We start from the raw sequence: 19,333 nt of genomic DNA on the forward strand, positions 1-19,333 counted from the left end.
CAAAAGAATGAGGAGAGTCTTGTGCGTATTGGGATTGATTTGGGCGGCACCAAAACAGAAGTCATTGCACTGAGCGAGCAGGGGGAACAGCTGTTCCGCCACCGTCTGCCTACGCCGCGCGATGATTACCACCAGACCATCGAGACGATTGCCCGGCTGGTCGATATGGCCGAGCAGGCGACAGGGCAAAGCGGTACCGTCGGGATGGGTATCCCGGGGTCAATCTCCCCTTATACCGGCGTGGTTAAAAATGCTAACTCCACCTGGCTGAACGGTCAGCCGTTTGATAAAGATTTAAGCGCGCGTCTGAACCGGGAAGTGCGTCTGGCCAATGACGCCAACTGCCTGGCGGTCTCCGAAGCCGTTGATGGCGCCGCCGCAGGGGCGCAGACCGTTTTTGCGGTGATTATCGGGACCGGCTGCGGTGCGGGCGTGGCGTTTGGGGGGCGTTCGCACATCGGTGGCAACGGCACGGCGGGCGAGTGGGGGCACAATCCGCTGCCGTGGATGGATGAAGATGAACTCAAATACCGCGCCGACGTGCCGTGTTACTGCGGCAAGCAGGGCTGTATTGAGACGTTTATCTCCGGCACCGGTTTTGCGACCGATTACCACCGCCTGAGCGGTCGACCGCTCAAGGGTAATGAAATCATGCGTCTGGTTGAAGAACAGGATCCGGTGGCTGAACTGGCCCTGAGCCGTTACGAAATGCGTCTGGCAAAATCGCTGGCGCACGTCGTGAATATTCTCGATCCGGACGTGATTGTGCTGGGGGGCGGGATGAGCAACGTTGACCGCTTGTACGCCACGGTGCCAAATCTTGTGAAGCAATGGGTTTTCGGCGGCGAGTGTGAAACCCCGATCCGCAAAGCCGTCCACGGCGACTCCAGCGGCGTGCGCGGCGCGGCGTGGCTGTGGCCGGAATAAAAGCAAAACAGCAACGCAAGTTGCTGTTTTTGATGTTTGTACCCTCTCCCTGTGGGAGAGGGCCAGGGTGAGGGCACCAGACCGCAGCGACCCTTTATTCACCCCACCGCAAACTCCCTGTCCAGCCTGCTATACCCCAGCCCATTAATCTTCTTCACCTTAATCTGCACCGGTATGCGCTCTTTCATCGCCTCGACGTGGCTAATGACGCCGATGGTTTTCCCGGTAGCGTTCAGCGCGTCGAGCGCATCCAGTGCGATATCCAGCGTTTCACTGTCGAGGGTGCCGAATCCTTCATCCAGGAACAGCGAATCGATTCGCGTTTTGTGGCTCACCAGATCGGAAAGCGCCAGCGCCAGCGCCAGGCTGACCAGGAAGCTCTCGCCGCCAGAGAGCGTGCGTGTATCGCGTACGGCATCTGCCTGCCAGGTGTCGACCACTTCCAGCTCCAGCGCATCGCTGGCTTTGCGCTGCAGCAGATAACGCCCGTGCAGGCGATTTAGCTGCTGGTTAGCAAGCCAGACGAGATTATCCAGCGTCAGCCCCTGAGCGAACTTACGGAACTTATCGCCGGTACTGGAGCCGATCAGCGCGTTCAGATAGCCCCAGTCGTCGGCCTGACGCGCGGCCTCTTCAATTTGCTGCATCAACGTCAGCTGATGCTGACGGTTGTCGCTGTCCTGCTTGAGCTGCTGGCGGATCTCGCCCTGATGCGTGGTGTTCTCGCGAAGCTGTTGCGCCAGCTGCTGCAGCTGGATTTGCAAAGTGGATGCATCGGCCTCGAGACCTTCCGGGCGCAGCGCAACATGCGCCTGTAGCTGCTGGTTCGCCTGGCCGGATAGCGCCGTGGCCTGCTGTATCTGGTTTTCCAGCGACTGCTTCAGCTGTTCGAGGCCACGGAGGATGTCATCATCCAGCAGAGCGGCAATGAACGCCTCCCTGTCGGCAAAACAGCTGGCAGAGAGCGCCGCGGAGAATTGGGTCTGCGACTGTTGCAGGCGCTCTTGCTCCAGCGCCTCCTGTTGCTGCTGGGCGGTAAGCTGGCTTTGCAGCGATACGCATTCATCGTGAATGGCGCGCCAGCCATCAGGAATGGCCGGTTCGGTCTCTTCGGTGTGGGTTGCCGGAAGTGTGTCGAGCAACGGCTTCAGAGCGTTGCTGCGTTCCACAAGCACGCCGTGCTGCGTTTGTTTTTCCTGCCACTGCGCGAATTCTCCTTCGCGGGCGCGCAGCCAGGCGGCTTCGTTCCCCTCTTCGGGAACGCTAAGCGACAGCGTGAGCAGGGTGTGTTCCAGCGTCTGGCGTGTCGCCGTCAGCTGCTGCTGATACTGGCGCGCCTGCGCTTCCTGTTCGTTCAGCTGGTTTTGCAGGGTAAGACGCTGGCTGAGCTGATAAAGCTGGCGCTCATAGTGTTCCTGCTCGTTTATCCATGGCGCGATATCTTCCTGAATATTCAATGTGATATTCAGGGACGCGCAGATCTCAAGCCACTCTTTAGTGAGTGCTTGCTCTTCCTCAGACAGGGTCTGCACGTCGCCCGTCTCGCGCTGAATCTGCTGAGCCAGAGCATTAACCTGCCCCAGCACCAGCAGGCCTTCTTCTTTTAGCGCGGCCACCTCTTTTTCCAGCGCATCACGGCGGCGCTGGTTATCCGTCAGCTCAAGCGATTGATATTGCTCAACGGCGGGATGCTCGCAGGAACCGCACAGGGGACAAGGTTTGCCTGCCTCAAGCTGTGAACGATAGCTTTCCAGATCTTTAATTGTCGCTTCACGCTCGCACAGGGCCTTCAGATCCAGATAGTGCTGGTGTTTCTCTTTGTACTGCTGGCGGCGCAGCGTCAACGTTTCATTAAGTTTGCTCTGCTCCGCCTGGGCTTTCTGTACGCTTTCATTGCTCTGGCGCAGGCGCTTTTGCAGCGGCTGATAGCGAGCATGTAGCGACGTCAGCCGCTGGCGCTGCGTGCGTGACCGGGACTGCTGCTCCATTGCCACGTTGACCTCATCCGCCGTCAGCGTGAGCGTATTTTCCGGCATGTCAGTCAGCTTGTTACGTAACTCAGTCATCCGCGCAGCGTGCGTGGCCAACTGGTTTTTATCGCGGTTAAGCTGTGAGAAGAGCGCGCGCCATCCGGCAATCTCCTGACCCAGCAGGCGATAACGCTCGTGCTCCGCCAGCCACTGCGCCAGCGCCGTCAGTTCAGTATGAAGCTCGGCGTGGGTACGCAGGGCACTATTACGGATCCGCGCGCGCAGCGCGGTTTTGGCTTGTAAGCGAGTATTTACTTCAATAATTCGCTGCTGGGTTTGCGTCAGACGCGCGGTTTGCTCCTGCTGGTGCGCCCAGAGCGGACGAAGCTGGGCGGCGGGCTGCGCAAGCTGGAGCTTTGCCAGCTCAGGCGCAGCGTCCGTCAGAGCCTGTTGTGCCTGCTGCTGCAATGCGGTGATGCGTTGTTGCTCGCGCACAAGCTCATCATGACGGGTAAGCCACTGAAAATGTTTCTGCTGGTTTTGCTGCTGTGCCAGCAACGTTTTCTCTTCGTCAGTAAGTGCCTGCAAACTTTGCTGTAATTGCTGCTGCTGTTCTTCACTCAGCAGCACGACGCCCGCTGCCTGCGCCTCGCACTTTTCCAGCAGGCTGCGGGCGGCTTTGTGTTTTTCAAACACCATGGCGGAAATCTGGCCGTAGATTTCGGTGCCGGTCAGCTCTTCCAGCAGCTCTGCGCGATCGCTCGGTTTGGCATTCAGGAAGGCGGCAAATTGCCCCTGTGAGAGCAACATTGAACGGGTAAAGCGGCCATAGTCCAGACCGGTGAGTGCGGCGGTTTGCTCCAGCTTGTCCGTGACTTTATCGGCGAGGATTTTGCCATCTTCGCAGCGGGCCAGCTCCACGCGCGGCGCCTGCAGGTTGCCGTCCGGCTGGTTGCGTGCCCGGTTCTGGCTCCAGAATGCGCGGTAGGCGATGCCTTTTACCTCAAACTCCACTTCCGCCAGACACTCGGCGGTATCTCGCGTCATCAGGTCGTTTTGTGCCTGGGAAACCTTACTCAGGCGCGGCGTTTCGTGATAAAGCGCCAGACAGATGGCGTCGAGCAGGGTGGTTTTACCTGCGCCTGTGGCGCCGGTAATGGCAAACAGCCCGTTGCTGGCAAAGGGTTCAGCGGTAAAGTCAATTTTCCACTCGCCCTTGAGGGAGTTGAGATTTTTCAGACGCAGGCTTAGAATTTTCATGCGTTTTCTTCCTCGTCATTGAGGGCATGCAGGGTATGGGTGAACAGTTCGCTGAGTCTTTCGCGCTTCGCGTCGTCAATATCCTCCTGCAAGAGCCTGCGCTCAAACACCTCTTCTACCCGCAACTCGCTGAGCGTTTCCCGCTGGGCGCTTAACAGAATTTTCTCGCGCTGCTCGCGGCTGCGGCGCACCAGTAAGACCTCTACCGGCAAGTCTTCCGTCAGCGCCTGGATTTTTCGCTGCATATCATGCAGGTAGTCATCCGTAGTGATTTCGATATCCAGCCAGACGGGGGGATTAAGCGCGGTGCCGCGCCACTGTTCAAGCTGAGCGGTGATGGCCTCCAGATCGCCTTTCAGCACCGCCAGCGGCTGGGTGACCGGCACCTCCAGCGTCTCGACGGCACTGAGTTTGCCCTCGCTGAAGCTCACCAGATGCACGGATTTGGCTTTGCCGGTTTCATCGAAACTGAGCGAAATAGGGGATCCGCAGTAGCGAATATGCTCGCAGCCGCCGATAACCTGGGCGCGGTGAATATGCCCGAGCGCAATGTAGTCCGCAGGCGGGAAGTTCTGCGCCGGAAAGGCGTCCAGCGTGCCGATATAGATGTCACGCACGGCGTCACTTTTACTGGCCCCAACGGTGGTGAGATGCCCGGTCGCAATCACCGGTATCGGCTGTTCGCCACGCAGGTTGCAGGCATCCGCGTGCTGCTGGTGATAATAGTCGGTGATGGCCTGTAATAAATGTTGCTGCTTTTCCGTGCCCGACAGTCCCGCCTGACTTTGTACGATATCGCGCGGGCGTAAAAAGGGGATCGGGCACAGCACTGCCCCCGGCGTACCGTCGCGTTTTTTCAGGATCTGCGGGGCATGCCCGGCGCTGGCGACGACGGTAGTATTGAGAAACGCCAGAATGTCACGGGATTCATTGAGCGTTGCCACGGAGTCATGGTTACCGGCGACTATCACCAGATGACAGCAGGTCTGCTGCAAATTCACCACGAAGCGGTTATACAGCTCGCGCGCATAGCTGGGGGGCGACCCCGTATCAAAGATGTCACCCGCGACAATAATCGCATCGACCTCGTGGGCCTGCGCCGTCTCCAGCAGCCAGTTCAGGAACGCTTCATGTTCAGCCGCACGGCTTTTGCTGTAAAAATTTTGACCGAGATGCCAGTCCGAGGTGTGAAGTATGCGCATAGCGGTTCCGTGGCAAAAATGAGAAAGCAGGATTATAAACGTTCAGAGAAGGGAAAATAACCGCTGTAATAAAACAACGGTTTGCCCGCTACCGTGGTAATGTTTTTCATAAATCTGTCATAAATCTGACGCATAATGGCGCCGAATTACAAACGTGTAACTTAATAAGATAAGACAGGGCAAAGTATGGCGAGACGTATTCTGGTCGTAGAAGATGAAGCTCCAATTCGTGAAATGGTGTGCTTCGTGCTCGAGCAAAATGGCTTCCAGCCGGTTGAAGCGGAAGATTATGACAGCGCAGTGAACCAGCTGAATGAACCCTGGCCCGATCTGATTCTGCTGGACTGGATGTTGCCTGGCGGCTCCGGACTGCAGTTTATCAAACACCTGAAGCGTGAGGCACTGACCCGCGACATCCCGGTTGTCATGCTCACGGCGCGCGGAGAGGAAGAGGATCGCGTGCGCGGACTAGAAACCGGCGCGGACGATTACATCACTAAACCGTTCTCCCCAAAAGAGCTGGTCGCCCGCATTAAAGCCGTGATGCGCCGTATTTCACCGATGGCGGTGGAAGAGGTGATAGAGATGCAGGGACTCAGCCTTGACCCTACCTCGCACCGCGTGATGACCGGCGAAAACCCCCTCGATATGGGCCCTACCGAATTTAAACTCCTGCACTTCTTTATGACTCACCCGGAACGCGTATACAGCCGCGAGCAGTTGCTGAATAACGTCTGGGGAACTAACGTGTATGTCGAAGACCGGACGGTTGACGTACATATTCGCCGCCTGCGAAAAGCGCTGGAACTGAGCGGCCACGATCGCATGGTACAGACGGTCCGCGGCACGGGTTATCGTTTTTCGACCCGTTTCTGAACAATGACAGGAGTGTGACGCGTGCTGGAACGTCTGTCATGGAAAAGGCTCGTCTTTGAACTGATCTTATGCTGTATTCCTGCCTTCATTCTTGGGGCCTTTCTCGGACATCTGCCGTGGTTTCTGCTGGCGTCGGTCACCGGGCTGCTGATCTGGCATTTCTGGAACCTGCTGCGCCTCTCCTGGTGGCTGTGGGTTGACCGCAGTATGACCCCACCGCCGGGCAGCGGCAGCTGGGAGCCCCTGCTGTACGGCCTGCACCAGATGCAGATGCGTAATAAAAAGCGCCGTCGCGAGCTGGGAAGCCTGATTAAGCGTTTTCGCAGCGGGGCGGAGTCGTTGCCGGATGCGGTCATCCTGACCACTGAAGAAGGCACCATCTTCTGGTGTAACGGCCTGGCGCAACAGCTGCTGGGCCTTCGCTGGCCGGACGATAACGGTCAGAACATCCTTAACCTTTTACGCTATCCCGAATTCACGCTGTATCTGAAAAAGCGTGATTTTACCCGCCCGCACAATCTGAAGCTCAATAATGGTCGCCATCTGGAAATCCGCGTGATGCCTTACAGCGATAAGCAGTGGCTGATGGTGGCGCGCGATGTTACCCAAATGCACCAGCTTGAGGGCGCGCGCCGTAATTTCTTTGCGAACGTCAGCCACGAACTGCGTACTCCGTTGACCGTGCTTCAGGGCTATCTGGAGATGATGCAGGAGCAAACGCTGGAAGGTGCGCCGCGTGAAAAAGCGCTGCATACCATGCGCGAGCAAACGCATCGCATGGAAGGGCTGGTGAAGCAGCTGCTGACGCTCTCGAAGATTGAAGCGGCGCCTACGCTTGCGCTGAATGACACGATAGATGTGCCGATGATGCTGCGGGTTGTGGAGCGTGAAGCGCAGACGTTAAGCCACAAAAAGCATCACCTGACCTTTGAGGTCGACAGCACGCTAAAGGTGCTGGGCAGTGAGGATGAGCTTCGTAGCGCCATATCCAACCTGGTGTACAACGCAGTGAACCATACGCCGGAAGGGACGGATATTATGGTGCGCTGGAACCGTACCCCTACGGGCGCCGAGTTTAGCGTGGAAGATAACGGGCCGGGGATCGCACCGGAGCATATCCCGCGTCTGACCGAACGCTTCTACCGCGTGGATAAAGCGCGGTCGCGGCAAACAGGGGGAGCGGCCTTGGGCTGGCGATTGTGAAGCACGCGGTAAATCACCACGAAAGCCGACTTGATATTCAGAGTACGCTGGGGAAAGGAACCCGCTTCAGTTTCGTTATTCCGGAACGATTAATTGCCAAAAAGACCGCCTGAGGGCAGGTGTGTCATTTTCCCTTTCCACGGGTCAGCGTCTGCTGGCCCGTTTGCTTTGCAGTCAAGCGAAACGCGGATGAATAATATACGGCTGGGTGTTTTTTGTTCGCATGATTAGCCATGAGTTTTTCCTGTAAATAGCGTATTGTGCTGGCGTGTATTTTCATGATGGCATATTGTTCTGGTTTTGAGATCCCACCTTGCCTTTAAACGTTATAAGCGTTTAAATTGCCCCCCAGATACTGTCAGACCGACTGTATTTGCGTGGTAAATCGAAAAACTATTCTTCTCCACGCCAGGACGGGAGCATTTCCCGCTGAAATTGAGCAATTTTTCGGCTGTATCGTCCCGTCAGGGAAAACGAAAATCTCAATGTTTTCAACACCACATCCACAGGCAGTAAGGTTTTATGACCCATCACTTAAAATCGCGTGACATCATCGCGCTGGGCTTTATGACATTTGCGCTGTTCGTTGGCGCAGGCAACATTATTTTCCCTCCAATGGTTGGCTTACAGGCGGGTGAACACGTCTGGACCGCTGCGTTTGGTTTCCTGATTACTGCCGTGGGTCTACCGGTACTGACCGTCGTCGCGCTGGCGAAAGTCGGTGGCGGCGTGGACAGCCTCAGCACGCCGATTGGCAAAGTCGCAGGTGTTCTGCTGGCCACCGTCTGCTATCTGGCCGTGGGCCCGCTGTTTGCCACCCCGCGCACGGCGACCGTTTCCTTTGAAGTGGGGATTGCTCCGCTGACCGGCGACGGCCCGATGCCGCTGTTTATCTACAGCCTGGTCTACTTCGCGATTGTCATTCTGGTCTCCCTCTATCCGGGCAAACTGCTGGATACCGTGGGTAACTTCCTGGCGCCGCTGAAAATCATCGCCCTGATCGTTCTCGCCGTGGCCGCTATCATCTGGCCAGCAGGCCCGATCAGCGACGCAATGGACGCCTATAAAAACGCCGCGTTCTCTAACGGTTTTGTGAACGGCTACCTGACGATGGATACGCTGGGCGCAATGGTGTTTGGTATTGTTATCGTTAACGCCGCGCGTTCCCGCGGTGTGACCGAAGCGCGTCTGCTGACCCGCTATACCATCTGGGCTGGCCTGATGGCTGGTGTGGGTCTGACGCTGCTGTATCTGGCGCTGTTCCGCCTGGGCTCTGATAGCGCCATGCTGGTTGATCAGAACGCGAACGGTGCGGCTATTCTGCACGCTTACGTCCAGCACACCTTCGGTGGTGCGGGCAGTATGCTGCTGGCGGCGCTGATTTTCCTGGCGTGTCTGGTGACCGCAGTGGGCCTGACCTGCGCCTGTGCTGAGTTCTTTGCGCAGTATCTGCCGCTCTCTTACCGCACCCTGGTGTTTATCCTCGGTATCTTCTCCATGGCGGTGTCCAACCTCGGTCTGAGCCACCTGATTCAGGTCTCTATTCCGGTGCTGACGGCCATCTATCCGCCGTGCATCGTGCTGGTGGTGCTGAGCTTCACCCGTCCGTGGTGGAATAACTCCTCACGAATTATTGCGCCAGCCATGTTTATCAGCCTGATTTTTGGTATCCTTGACGGGATTAAAGCATCAGCGTTCGCCGCGATTCTGCCCGCCTGGACACAGCGTCTGCCGCTGTCCGAGCAGGGCCTGGCCTGGCTGATGCCTACCGTTGTTGCACTGGTTCTGGCGATTATCTGGGACCGTGCTGCAGGGCGCCAGGTTGCATCTAACGCCCATTAATCAACGGCAACAAACTGTTTAACCACGGGGCTTAAGGCCCCGTGGTTTTTTGTTTTTTCGTGTTGAATGGCAAGATTTTAATGGAAAGCACTAACAAACTTAAACGTGGTCTCAGCACACGCCACATCCGCTTTATGGCGCTGGGCTCTGCGATTGGTACCGGTCTTTTTTATGGCTCGGCAGATGCCATCAAAATGGCCGGTCCAAGCGTTCTGCTGGCCTACATCATTGGCGGCGTGGCGGCGTATATCATCATGCGCGCCCTCGGAGAGATGTCGGTTCACAATCCTTCTGCCAGTTCGTTCTCGCGCTATGCGCAGGAAAACCTCGGACCGCTGGCCGGGTTTATCACTGGCTGGACCTACTGCTTTGAAATTTTGATTGTGGCCATTGCCGATGTGACGGCGTTTGGTATCTATATGGGCGTCTGGTTCCCGACGGTGCCGCACTGGATCTGGGTGCTGAGCGTGGTGCTGCTCATCTGCGCCGTCAACCTGATGAGCGTGAAGGTGTTCGGCGAACTTGAGTTCTGGTTCTCCTTCTTCAAGGTCGCCACCATTATCATCATGATTGTGGCCGGTTTTGGCATCATCCTCTGGGGGATTGGCAACGGCGGTCAGCCGACCGGGATCCATAACCTCTGGAGCAACGGGGGCTTCTTCAGCAACGGCTGGCTCGGGATGGTGATGTCGCTGCAGATGGTGATGTTCGCCTACGGCGGTATTGAAATTATTGGTATCACCGCCGGGGAAGCGAAAGACCCTGAGAAATCCATTCCACGTGCCATCAACTCCGTGCCGATGCGTATTCTGGTGTTCTATGTGGGCACGCTGTTCGTGATTATGTCCATCTACCCATGGAACCAGGTCGGTACCAACGGTAGCCCGTTTGTGCTGACCTTCCAGCATATGGGCATTGCGTTTGCTGCCAGCATTCTGAACTTCGTGGTGCTGACCGCGTCGCTTTCCGCGATCAACAGTGACGTCTTTGGCGTAGGCCGTATGCTACACGGCATGGCGGAGCAGGGCAGTGCGCCGAAGGTGTTCGCTAAAACCTCCCGCCGCGGCACGCCGTGGGTGACGGTGGTGGTCATGACCGTTGCGCTGCTGTTCTCGGTTTACCTGAACTACATCATGCCGGAGAACGTCTTCCTGGTGATTGCGTCGCTGGCGACCTTCGCGACCGTGTGGGTGTGGATCATGATCCTGCTGTCGCAGATTGCGTTCCGCCGTCGACTGTCGCCGGAAGAGGCGAAAGCGCTGAAGTTTAAAGTCCCGGGTGGCGTTGCAACAACCGTCGTCGGGCTGATCTTCCTGGTGTTTATCATTGGCCTGATTGGCTACCATCCGGATACCCGTATTTCCCTCTACGTGGGCTGTGCGTGGATCGTCCTGCTGCTGGTTGGCTGGGTGTTTAAATGCCGCCGCGATCGCCAACTGGCAGAAGCGCAGTAATTTTTTTATTCCCTCTCCCTGTGGGAGAGGGTTAGGGTGAGGGCATCAGGCCGCACTGATCCCTCCTCCCCCGTCCTCCTCCCCCAATAAATCACGTCATGGTGAGCTATCCTTAACCACCCTGTGGCAAGGTGACGTCAATTTCATCAAAGGGGATTCGTGATGTTAAATGCCTGGCACCTTCCGGTTGCCCCATTTGTTAAGCAAAACAAAGACAACCTTGTGATTACGCTCTGGCTGGCGGGGGAAAATCAGCCTGAACGCGTGACGCTCCGCGCCGAAATTGATAATGAAGAGACCGGGCTGAAAATGCACAAGCTGCGCAGCCAGCCGCAGCCGGGGATCACCGCCTGGCGGGCGAATATCGATTTGCGTAGCGGACAGCCGCGCCGCCGTTATAGCTTCAAGCTGCTGTGGAACCATCGTCAGCTGTGGTTTACCCCGCAGGGGTTTAGCCGGTTCCGCCCGCACGGCTGGAACAGTTTGCCGTTGATTATCCGGATAGCGGACCGCAGTGGGTTAACGATCAGGTCTTTTACCAGATTTTCCCGGACCGCTTTGCGCGTAGCGAAAAACGCACTGCCGACCAGGATAAGGTCTATCACCACCACGCGGCGGGCCACGACATTATCCTGAAAAAATGGGATGAGCCGGTGACGGCGCAGGCGGGCGGCTCGACGTTTTACGGCGGCGATCTCGACGGCATCAGCGAAAAGCTGCCGTACCTGAAAAAACTGGGCGTGACGGCGCTGTACCTCAACCCGGTGTTTAAAGCCCCGAGCGTACATAAATACGATACACAGGATTATCGCCACGTTGACGCGCAGTTTGGCGGGGACGAGGCACTGCTGCGCCTGCGAGAGAACACCCTTAAGGAAGGCATGCGCCTGATTCTGGACGGCGTGTTTAACCACAGCGGAGATTCGCACGCCTGGTTTGACCGTCATAACCAGTCGATGGGCGGAGCATGTCATAACCCGGACTCGCCGCAGCGTGACTGGTACAGCTTTAATGAGGAGGGGCGTGCCCTGGACTGGCTGGGCTACCCCAGTCTGCCGAAGCTGGATTTCCAGTCATCAACGCTGGTTAATGAGATTTACGGCGGCGAAGACAGCATCGTCCGCCACTGGCTGAACGCCCCGTGGAATATGGACGGCTGGCGTCTGGACGTCGTACATATGCTGGGTGAAGCGGGAGGGGCGCGAAATAACCTGCAGCACGTCGGTGGGATCACGCGCTCGGCAAAAGCGGCCCGGCCTGAAGCGTTCGTATTTGGCGAACACTTTGGCGACGCGCGGCAGTGGCTGCAAAACGATGCCGAAGATGCGGCGATGAACTATCGCGGTTTTACCTTCCCGCTATGGGGTTTCCTGGCGAATACTGATATCTCCTACGATCCGAACCACATTGACGCCGAAACCTGCGCAGCGTGGATGGATAACTACCGCGCCGGGCTGTCTCATCAGCAGCAGCTGAGGATGTTTAACCAGCTTGATAGTCACGATACCGCACGCTTTAAATCCCTGCTCGGCAAGGATGTGGCGCGTCTGCCGCTGGCGGTCACCTGGCTCTTCACCTGGCCGGGCGTACCGTGTATCTACTACGGAGATGAAGTGGGACTGGACGGCAACAACGATCCGTTCTGTCGCAAAACCTTCCCGTGGGCGCCGGAAAAACAGGACAAGGTGCTGTTCAGCCTCTATCAGCGGCTGGCGAAGCTGCGTAAACAGAGCCTCGCCCTGCGCTACGGCGGCTGCCAGGTGGTGTACGCCCATGATAACGTGGTGGTCTTTGTCCGCGTCTATAACCAGCAGCGCGTGCTGGTGGCTATCAACCGGGGCGAGGCTTGTGAAGTGGTGCTGGATGATTCCCCGCTGTTGAAGGTGGCTACGTGGAAGAATAAAGAGGGCAAGGCGACGATTCAGGACGGTGTGCTGGCGCTGCCGGCGATATCCGCGACGATCTGGGTCGGTAGCTAACGCGACGGTAAATGTTTCCACCTTTAAGATGGCGCAAATGCAACGATTTGTGTCAATCTTAACGAATAGTTTACGGTGAAGGTGGAAACATGGACGAGCTCTACATCCTTGGCTGTTTGTTACTGGTTTTTGCGCTGGTGGTTGCGCCCGTGCTTGCGGTTATTGGCTTTAATCGGAGCACGGCGGCGCGGCAGGAGATCGCCAGGCTTCGCCAGCGTATTGAAGCGCTTGAGCAGCGTGGTGCCGCTGAGATAGCGCCGGAGACGGCGAAGACCGCCGCGCCGGTGGTTGTGACCGCGCCAGTGGTGGAGCACACTCCCGCACCTGTCGACCCCTGGCGTCCGGACGCCCGCGTGCCCAGGGCTGAACCCGCTCCCGTTTCCGCTCCTGCCCTTGCGGCAAAACAGCCATCCGCCTTTGGCGGCATACTGACGTCGCTGGTGCGCTGGTTTATGCAGGGTAATCCGCTGGCGAAGCTGGGGATCCTGCTGCTTTTCCTCGGTCTCTCTTTCCTGCTGCGCTATACCGTCGAACATTCTCTGTTCCCGCTTGAGCTGCGCCTGGTGGCGACGGCGCTGTTTGCCATCGTTCTGCTGGCGATTGGCTGGCGACTGCGGCATAAGCAGCCGGTTTATGCGCTTATCTTACAGGGTGGGGCGACGGGCATTCTTTACCTGACGGTCTTTGGTGCCTTCCGGCTCTGGCAAATGTTGCCGATGACGCTGGCTTTTGCGCTGCTGGTAGCGATTTGCGCCGCGAGCGTCGGGCTGGCCGTGCTGCAAAAGGCCTTGAGCCTGGCCATGCTGGCGAGCCTCGGCGGGTATCTGGCACCGCTGCTCCTGTCTACCGGAGGCGGCAACTTTGTGGCGCTGTTCTCTTTCTATCTCCTGCTTTCCATCGGTATTCTCGCCATCAGCATCTGGCAGCACTGGCGCGAGCTCAATCTGCTCGGTCTGCTTTTTACGTTTGGCGTGGGCGGCCTCTGGGGGCTGAACGACTATCAACCTGAACACTATTGGGTGTGCCAGCTGTTCCTGATTGCCAATACGCTGATATTCGGCGTGCTGTGCGTGGCGCTGTCGCTGCGGGCGCAGGAAAAAGGGAAACAGATTATTGACGGCGTACTGCTGTTTGCTCCGCCGCTGATTGGCTTCGGGATGCAGTACGGCATGACCCGGCACTGGGAATATGGCCCGGCGCTGAGCGCGCTCGGATATGGGGCATTTTATCTTACCATTGCGTTCCTCGCGCTGCGGCGCTATCCGTCTATCGGACGACCACTGGTCATGGCGGCGCTGGCCATCGGCGGCGGGTTCGCTACGCTCTCCATTCCGCTGGCGCTCTCGGCGCGCTGGACGGCGATGGCCTGGGCGCTGGAGGGGCTGGGTATCCTCTGGCTGGGCATGCAGCAGAACCAGCGTCGTATGAGCTATAGCGGGACGGCGCTGCTGGTGCTGGCACTCGGCAGCGCGCTGTGGGCGCAAATGGACGGCGTGACGTCGCTGAGCCTTCTCCTTATCTTCGCCATCCTCAGCCTTTGCTGGCTGGCTGGGGCGTGGCTATGGCGCAAAAGTGTTCTGCCGGTCAGTTGGGCGTTGTTGGCAGGCGGCCTGTTGTTCTGGATCGTGGCGCTATTGGGTGCCTCGCAACGGGTGCTGAAACAAGAATTACCGGTTCTGGCAGGCGTGCTGGCGCTCTCGGCCGTCTCGGTCTGGGGCTGGCGCCAGGCTGCCGCTCGTCTGGCGTGGCGGGAGCTGGATGCCAGCAAATGGCTGCTGTGGCCACTGATGCTGGTGATGGTGGTTTACCAGCTTTCGCATCAGCAGATCGTTGCCGCTGGCTGGTCAAATCTGGCCTGGTGCATTGCACTTCCTGCCGCACTGATGCTGCTGCGACGTGACGGTGAACGACTGCTGCCGCGCATCGCGATGGGGCTGCACCTGACGCTTTGCTGGATGATTTTACTGGCGCTGGCGGCTGAACTTTACTGGTTTGCTCGCGCGCTACCGTGGGGCATGGCGGCGTGGGGCAGTGGACTGGCGATGGCGGCTGGGGGCGGCGTGATTCTCGCGCTTTCCGCGGCGGTGCGTCGCCGCGCGTGGCCGTTCGGGGAGTGGCCTGCGCTCTATACCTGCCTGGCGCCGATCCCTGTCGTCGTGGCGCTGCTGGTGCTGCTGGTCGTGACCAATTTCCAGGACGGCGTCGTTTACCGGCAAACCTGGCTGCCGCTGGTGAACCCGCTTGAGGAAGGCGCGGCATTCGCGCTGCTGGGGCTGGTGGTCTTTTATCGGGCAGTGGATCGCTACTATCCCGCGTTGCTTGCTCAGGCTCGCCCGTGGCCTGCCGTTGCTATCATGGCGTTTGGCTTCTGGTGGCTTAACGGGGCGCTGATGCGCGCCCTGGCCTGGTATGGGGATGTGGCCTGGAATATGGCGTCGCTGTGGGATTCGCGGCTTATCCAGACCACGTTTGCCCTGTTCTGGATGCTGATCGCGCTGGTGGTCATGGTCCATGCTACCCGCCGGGCCTCCCGCCAGGAGTGGCTCTGCGGGGCCGCCTTGCTGGGGGGCGTGATGGTTAAACTGATGCTGGTGGACAGCGCAGGCGGAGGCGGCCTGTCCCGTGCCGTGGCGTTTATCGGCGTGGCGATACTGGTCCTGATCGTGGGGTATTTCTCGCCACTACCGCCTAAAACTGGAGATGAAAAATGAAATGGATGAAAGCGGTAGTCTGTACCACGCTGCTGGCGCTATCGGGCATGGCGTTCTGCGACGAGATGCAAACGGAATCGCCGCGGGATTATGCCTTTGGTCGTTCACTGGAAACGTCGGTTCCTTCCCAGTGGTATCGGGTGTTGCTGCCGCTCGCCGTCTATGAACAGAGCACCTCCCCGAATCTGGACGATGTCCGCGTCTTTAATCAGTCGGGTGAGCCGGTTCCCTTCAGCCTGGTCACCGCGACGCGCCCGCAGGTGGTGGCGCAATCCACGGCGCTGCGTCTTTTTCCTCTGGACGCCTCACCGCTTGCCGCGGCGCCAGATGCCGGTGAGAGCAATAAGATCCTGCTCCGTTCCGGAAATGGCGTTGAGATTGTGCTCGAAGGGCAGAAAGCTGCCGTGGCCGGGCAACATTATCTGCTGACCTTGCCAGAGCAGGCGACGGGCGAGATGGCTATATCCCAGCTGCAGCTGCTCTGGAATCCCCCTAAGACGTCGTGGCAGGGAACGGCGTCGGTCTATTACAGCGAGGATTTGAAGCGCTGGTATACCCTACGCGAGGATATGCCCTTGCTGGACGTCGTCAGTGGCCAGGATCGCCTTAAGCTCGATCGGATCGATACCGATACGGTTTTATCTCCTGATGCGAATCGCTATCTCATGGTGGTGCTGAATACGCAGAGCCAGGGTATGACCTTGACCGGCGTAAACGCGATTAGCGCCCCTGCGCAGATGGCTCCGGAAGCGATCGACCTGGAGGGGGAAGGGGAACAGCTATCGACAAGCGAAGCGCAGTGGCACTGGGCGCACCCGCAGCCATTGAGCGCGGTCAGCTTCTTGCTGAATGGCGACGGCGTTCTGCCCGTGGAGATCGCGTGGCGAAGTACGGAAAAAGACACATGGCACCCCCTGAAAAAAGAGGTTCTTTACCGCCTGGAGGGCAAAACGTCTGCGCCGGTTTCGCTTAACGGAGAGCGGGTCCAGGCGGTAAAAATCACGACGCTGAATGCGCGTCTGCCTGAATACCTTCCGAACGTCATAGGGCATCGCGACCGCGTTGATCTGGTGTTTAACGCGCAGGGGAAAGCACCGTACGTGCTCGCCTGGGGAAACGGGGCGGCAAAACCAGCAAACCTGGAACCTGACATGCTGATCCCCGCCGACCTGCGCAAAACCTATGATATGGCGAATCTGCCGCAGGCCGATATTGTGGATGATGTCGCGTTGGGCGGTGAGGCGCGTTTGACCGCCACTTCTGCGGGCGAGCAGGAGAGCCGGATGAACGCGCTGCTGGTGTGGAGCGTGCTGATTGTGGGCGTGTTCCTGCTGGCGCTCATGGCCTGGCGCATCTGGCGAGAGACGCAGCGTAAAGCATAAAAAAAGGCCCGCATGTGCGGGCCTTCTTCGTAAACCGTGCCGATTACAGGCTGGATACGTTCTCAGACAGGTATTTTGCTACGCCGTCTGGGGAAGCAGCCATACCTTCTTTACCTTTTTCCCACTGAGCCGGGCACACTTCGCCGTGCTCTTCGTGGAACTGCAGCGCGTCAACCATGCGCAGCATTTCGTCGATGTTACGACCCAGCGGCAGATCGTTAACAACCTGGTGACGAACGATGCCGTTTGCGTCGATCAGGAAAGAACCGCGCAGTGCAACGCCAGCGTCCGGATGTTCGATACCGTAAGCCTGCTGGATTTCGCGTTTGATGTCCGCAACCATTGCGTATTTCACCGCACCGATGCCGCCTTTGTCGACAGGGGTGTTACGCCATGCGTTGTGTACAAATTCAGAGTCGAAGGAGACGCCAACCACTTCCACGCCACGCTTCTGGAATTCTTCATAACGTTTGTCGAAGGCGATCAGCTCAGACGGGCAAACGAAGGTGAAGTCCATTGGCCAGAAGAACAGAACGGTCGCTTTACCATTGGTGTGCTGTTTGAAGTTGAAGTTTTCAACGATTTCACCGTTGCCCAGAACTGCTGCAGCTGTAAAATCCGGAGCCGGACGAGTTACCAGAACCATATGATTCTCCTGTAGATACTAAGGTTATTTGGAACGCAACGCGAGCCAGTATAGAGAGTGTTCATGGATAAGACAAAGAGGTGGTGACAATCGTTCCGCCAGCTTTTACCTATCAATGTAAATCTGTCACAGCTGTTTGTTTTTCGCTTGCGCCATCATGCGCGGATAGAACTGCCAGAATTGCGTCTCCAGCGCGTCATAGTGTGCATCCAGGTCATACCAGGAGTCACGCAGCGCATCCAGACGCGGCCGGCGGCTGGCCATGCCATTCAGGACGTTCTGGATAAAAGCCATCTCACCATAGCGCTCCAGCCAGCGTTCTGACCACAAATAGTTGTTCAGATTGACAAAGCGCGGCGGTGAGTCGGGCAAAATGACCGACACCTGTGCATGGGCGTAGCGCACAAACTCTGGCAACGGTAGCGACGGGGAGAGCTGTTCCCAGTGGCGAGACAGGAAATGGTCCCACATCACATCCAGCGTGATCGGCGCAACGCGGCGAGTCTCAGGGCGGAACCACGCTTTGGCTTCCGTGACCTCGGGCAGGTTATCGGTGATGACATCAATGCGGCGGTGCATAAAGATGCCGTCGACAACCTCAGGGGAATAGTCTTCTGCAGGGTTGCCGCGCACGAAATCGGCCAGCAAATTGCCGGAAAGGGAGCTGTCAGCGAGGTGAGCGAGATGCAGGTGAGCGAGAAAATTCATGCGTTTTATTTGTCCGGGGGCGGCTAATTGTTGCAGCAAAAGGGTGTGAGCACTAGACTATGCCGCCTGTTTTTAAGTCACGAGTATACGTCATGCGCGTCGCCGATTTCTCCTTTGAACTACCTGAATCCCTGATTGCTCACTATCCCATGCCTGAGCGCAGCAGCTGTCGCTTACTGTCGCTGGATGGGCCAACGGGCGAGCTGACGCACGGTACTTTCACCGATTTGCTCGACAAGCTCAACCCTGGCGATCTGCTGGTCTTTAACAACACCCGCGTGATCCCGGCGCGTCTGTTTGGCCGTAAGGCCAGCGGCGGCAAGATTGAAGTGCTGGTCGAACGTATGCTCGATGATAAACGTATTCTGGCACATATTCGCGCCTCTAAAGCGCCGAAGCCGGGCGCAGAACTGCTGCTGGGCGATGACGAGAGCATTAAAGCGACCATGACCGCGCGTCACGACGCGCTGTTTGAGGTGGAATTCCAGGACGAGCGCACGGTCCTCGATATCCTTAACGCCATCGGCCATATGCCGCTGCCGCCGTATATTGAACGCCCGGACGAAGAGGCCGATCGCGAGCTGTACCAGACCGTCTACAGCCAGAAACCTGGCGCGGTCGCGGCGCCGACGGCGGGCCTGCACTTTGATGAACCGCTGCTGGAAAAACTGCGCGCGAAGGGCGTTGAGATGGCGTTCGTGACGCTGCACGTCGGCGCGGGTACGTTCCAGCCGGTGCGCGTAGACAGCATTGAAGACCACATCATGCACTCTGAGTATGCCGAAGTGCCTCAGGAGGTGGTGGACGCGGTGCTGGCGGCGAAAGCGCGCGGAAACCGCGTGGTTGCGGTAGGCACGACTTCAGTCCGTTCGCTGGAGAGCGCTGCACAGGCCGCGAAAACGGGTCTCATCGAGCCGTTCTTTGGCGATACGCAGATCTTTATCTACCCGGGCTACCAGTACAAAGTCATTGATGCGCTGGTGACCAACTTCCATCTGCCTGAATCGACGCTGATTATGCTGGTTTCCGCGTTTGCGGGTTATCAGCATACGATGAATGCTTACAAGTCTGCGGTAGAACAAAAATATCGCTTTTTTAGCTACGGGGACGCGATGTTTATCACGTACAATCCGCAGGCTTTGAATGAGCGTGTCGGGGAATAAGTCCGCGGCA

The 19,333-nt window shown here is 57.9% G+C and carries 11 protein-coding genes and 2 pseudogenes; 9 read left to right on the forward strand and 4 right to left on the reverse strand.

Annotated features, from left to right (window positions below; all coding sequences use genetic code 11):
* Window positions 1-21 precede the first annotated feature (21 nt).
* Window positions 22-927 (forward strand): fructokinase, encoded by a 906-nt coding sequence (gene mak / locus ACMGGM_RS18050; protein ID WP_014882740.1) that lies wholly within the window; start codon window positions 22-24, stop codon window positions 925-927.
* A 98-nt stretch (window positions 928-1,025) separates the two neighbouring features.
* On the opposite strand, the gene sbcC is transcribed toward mak, so the two are convergent.
* Together sbcC and sbcD are read right to left on the reverse strand one after the other, a co-directional pair.
* Window positions 1,026-4,157, reverse strand: a complete 3,132-nt coding sequence (gene sbcC / locus ACMGGM_RS18055; RefSeq protein WP_063614019.1) for an exonuclease subunit SbcC — start codon at window positions 4,155-4,157, stop codon at window positions 1,026-1,028.
* Window positions 4,154-5,359, reverse strand: a complete 1,206-nt coding sequence (gene sbcD, locus ACMGGM_RS18060) for an exonuclease subunit SbcD (RefSeq protein ID WP_045134709.1) — start codon at window positions 5,357-5,359, stop codon at window positions 4,154-4,156. The genes sbcC and sbcD overlap by 4 nt, the downstream gene beginning before the upstream one ends.
* A gap of 186 nt (window positions 5,360-5,545) precedes the next feature.
* Between sbcD and phoB the strand changes: the two genes are divergently transcribed.
* From phoB to ACMGGM_RS18095, 7 genes and pseudogenes are all read left to right on the forward strand, one after another.
* Window positions 5,546-6,235, forward strand: a complete 690-nt coding sequence (gene phoB, locus ACMGGM_RS18065) for a phosphate response regulator transcription factor PhoB (protein WP_008503265.1) — start codon at window positions 5,546-5,548, stop codon at window positions 6,233-6,235.
* A 21-nt stretch (window positions 6,236-6,256) separates the two neighbouring features.
* Window positions 6,257-7,551, forward strand: a pseudogene (gene phoR / locus ACMGGM_RS18070) (phosphate regulon sensor histidine kinase PhoR).
* Between the two features lie 409 nt (window positions 7,552-7,960).
* Window positions 7,961-9,280, forward strand: coding sequence for a branched-chain amino acid transporter carrier protein BrnQ (brnQ, locus tag ACMGGM_RS18075; RefSeq protein WP_014882744.1), 1,320 nt, complete (start codon window positions 7,961-7,963; stop codon window positions 9,278-9,280).
* Window positions 9,281-9,360: 80 nt separating this feature from the next.
* Window positions 9,361-10,734, forward strand: coding sequence for a proline-specific permease ProY (proY, locus tag ACMGGM_RS18080; RefSeq protein WP_014882745.1), 1,374 nt, complete (start codon window positions 9,361-9,363; stop codon window positions 10,732-10,734).
* A 162-nt stretch (window positions 10,735-10,896) separates the two neighbouring features.
* Window positions 10,897-12,713, forward strand: a pseudogene (gene malZ / locus ACMGGM_RS18085) (maltodextrin glucosidase).
* Window positions 12,714-12,802: 89 nt separating this feature from the next.
* A complete protein-coding gene (locus ACMGGM_RS18090; RefSeq protein ID WP_045134711.1) occupies window positions 12,803-15,424 on the forward strand; it encodes a DUF2339 domain-containing protein in 2,622 nt (873 codons plus the stop codon).
* Window positions 15,421-16,806, forward strand: a complete 1,386-nt coding sequence (locus tag ACMGGM_RS18095) for a DUF3999 family protein (RefSeq protein WP_045134712.1) — start codon at window positions 15,421-15,423, stop codon at window positions 16,804-16,806. Before ACMGGM_RS18090 ends, ACMGGM_RS18095 begins: the two co-directional genes overlap by 4 nt.
* Window positions 16,807-16,849: 43 nt before the next feature.
* On the opposite strand, the gene ACMGGM_RS18100 is transcribed toward ACMGGM_RS18095, so the two are convergent.
* Both ACMGGM_RS18100 and acpH read right to left on the reverse strand, forming a co-directional pair.
* Window positions 16,850-17,452, reverse strand: a complete 603-nt coding sequence (locus ACMGGM_RS18100; RefSeq protein WP_008503347.1) for a peroxiredoxin — start codon at window positions 17,450-17,452, stop codon at window positions 16,850-16,852.
* A 126-nt stretch (window positions 17,453-17,578) separates the two neighbouring features.
* On the reverse strand, window positions 17,579-18,160 hold the full coding sequence (gene acpH, locus ACMGGM_RS18105; RefSeq protein WP_014882749.1) for an ACP phosphodiesterase: 582 nt from the start codon (window positions 18,158-18,160) through the stop codon (window positions 17,579-17,581).
* A 92-nt stretch (window positions 18,161-18,252) separates the two neighbouring features.
* Here acpH and queA point away from each other — a divergent pair, with 92 nt between their 5' ends.
* Window positions 18,253-19,323: a tRNA preQ1(34) S-adenosylmethionine ribosyltransferase-isomerase QueA gene (queA, locus tag ACMGGM_RS18110; protein ID WP_014882750.1), complete on the forward strand. Its 1,071-nt coding sequence runs from the start codon at window positions 18,253-18,255 to the stop codon at window positions 19,321-19,323.
* Window positions 19,324-19,333 lie beyond the last annotated feature (10 nt).

The sequence above is a fragment of the Enterobacter sp. BNK-14 genome (assembly GCF_047456095.1).
GTDB lineage: Bacteria > Pseudomonadota > Gammaproteobacteria > Enterobacterales > Enterobacteriaceae > Enterobacter > Enterobacter kobei.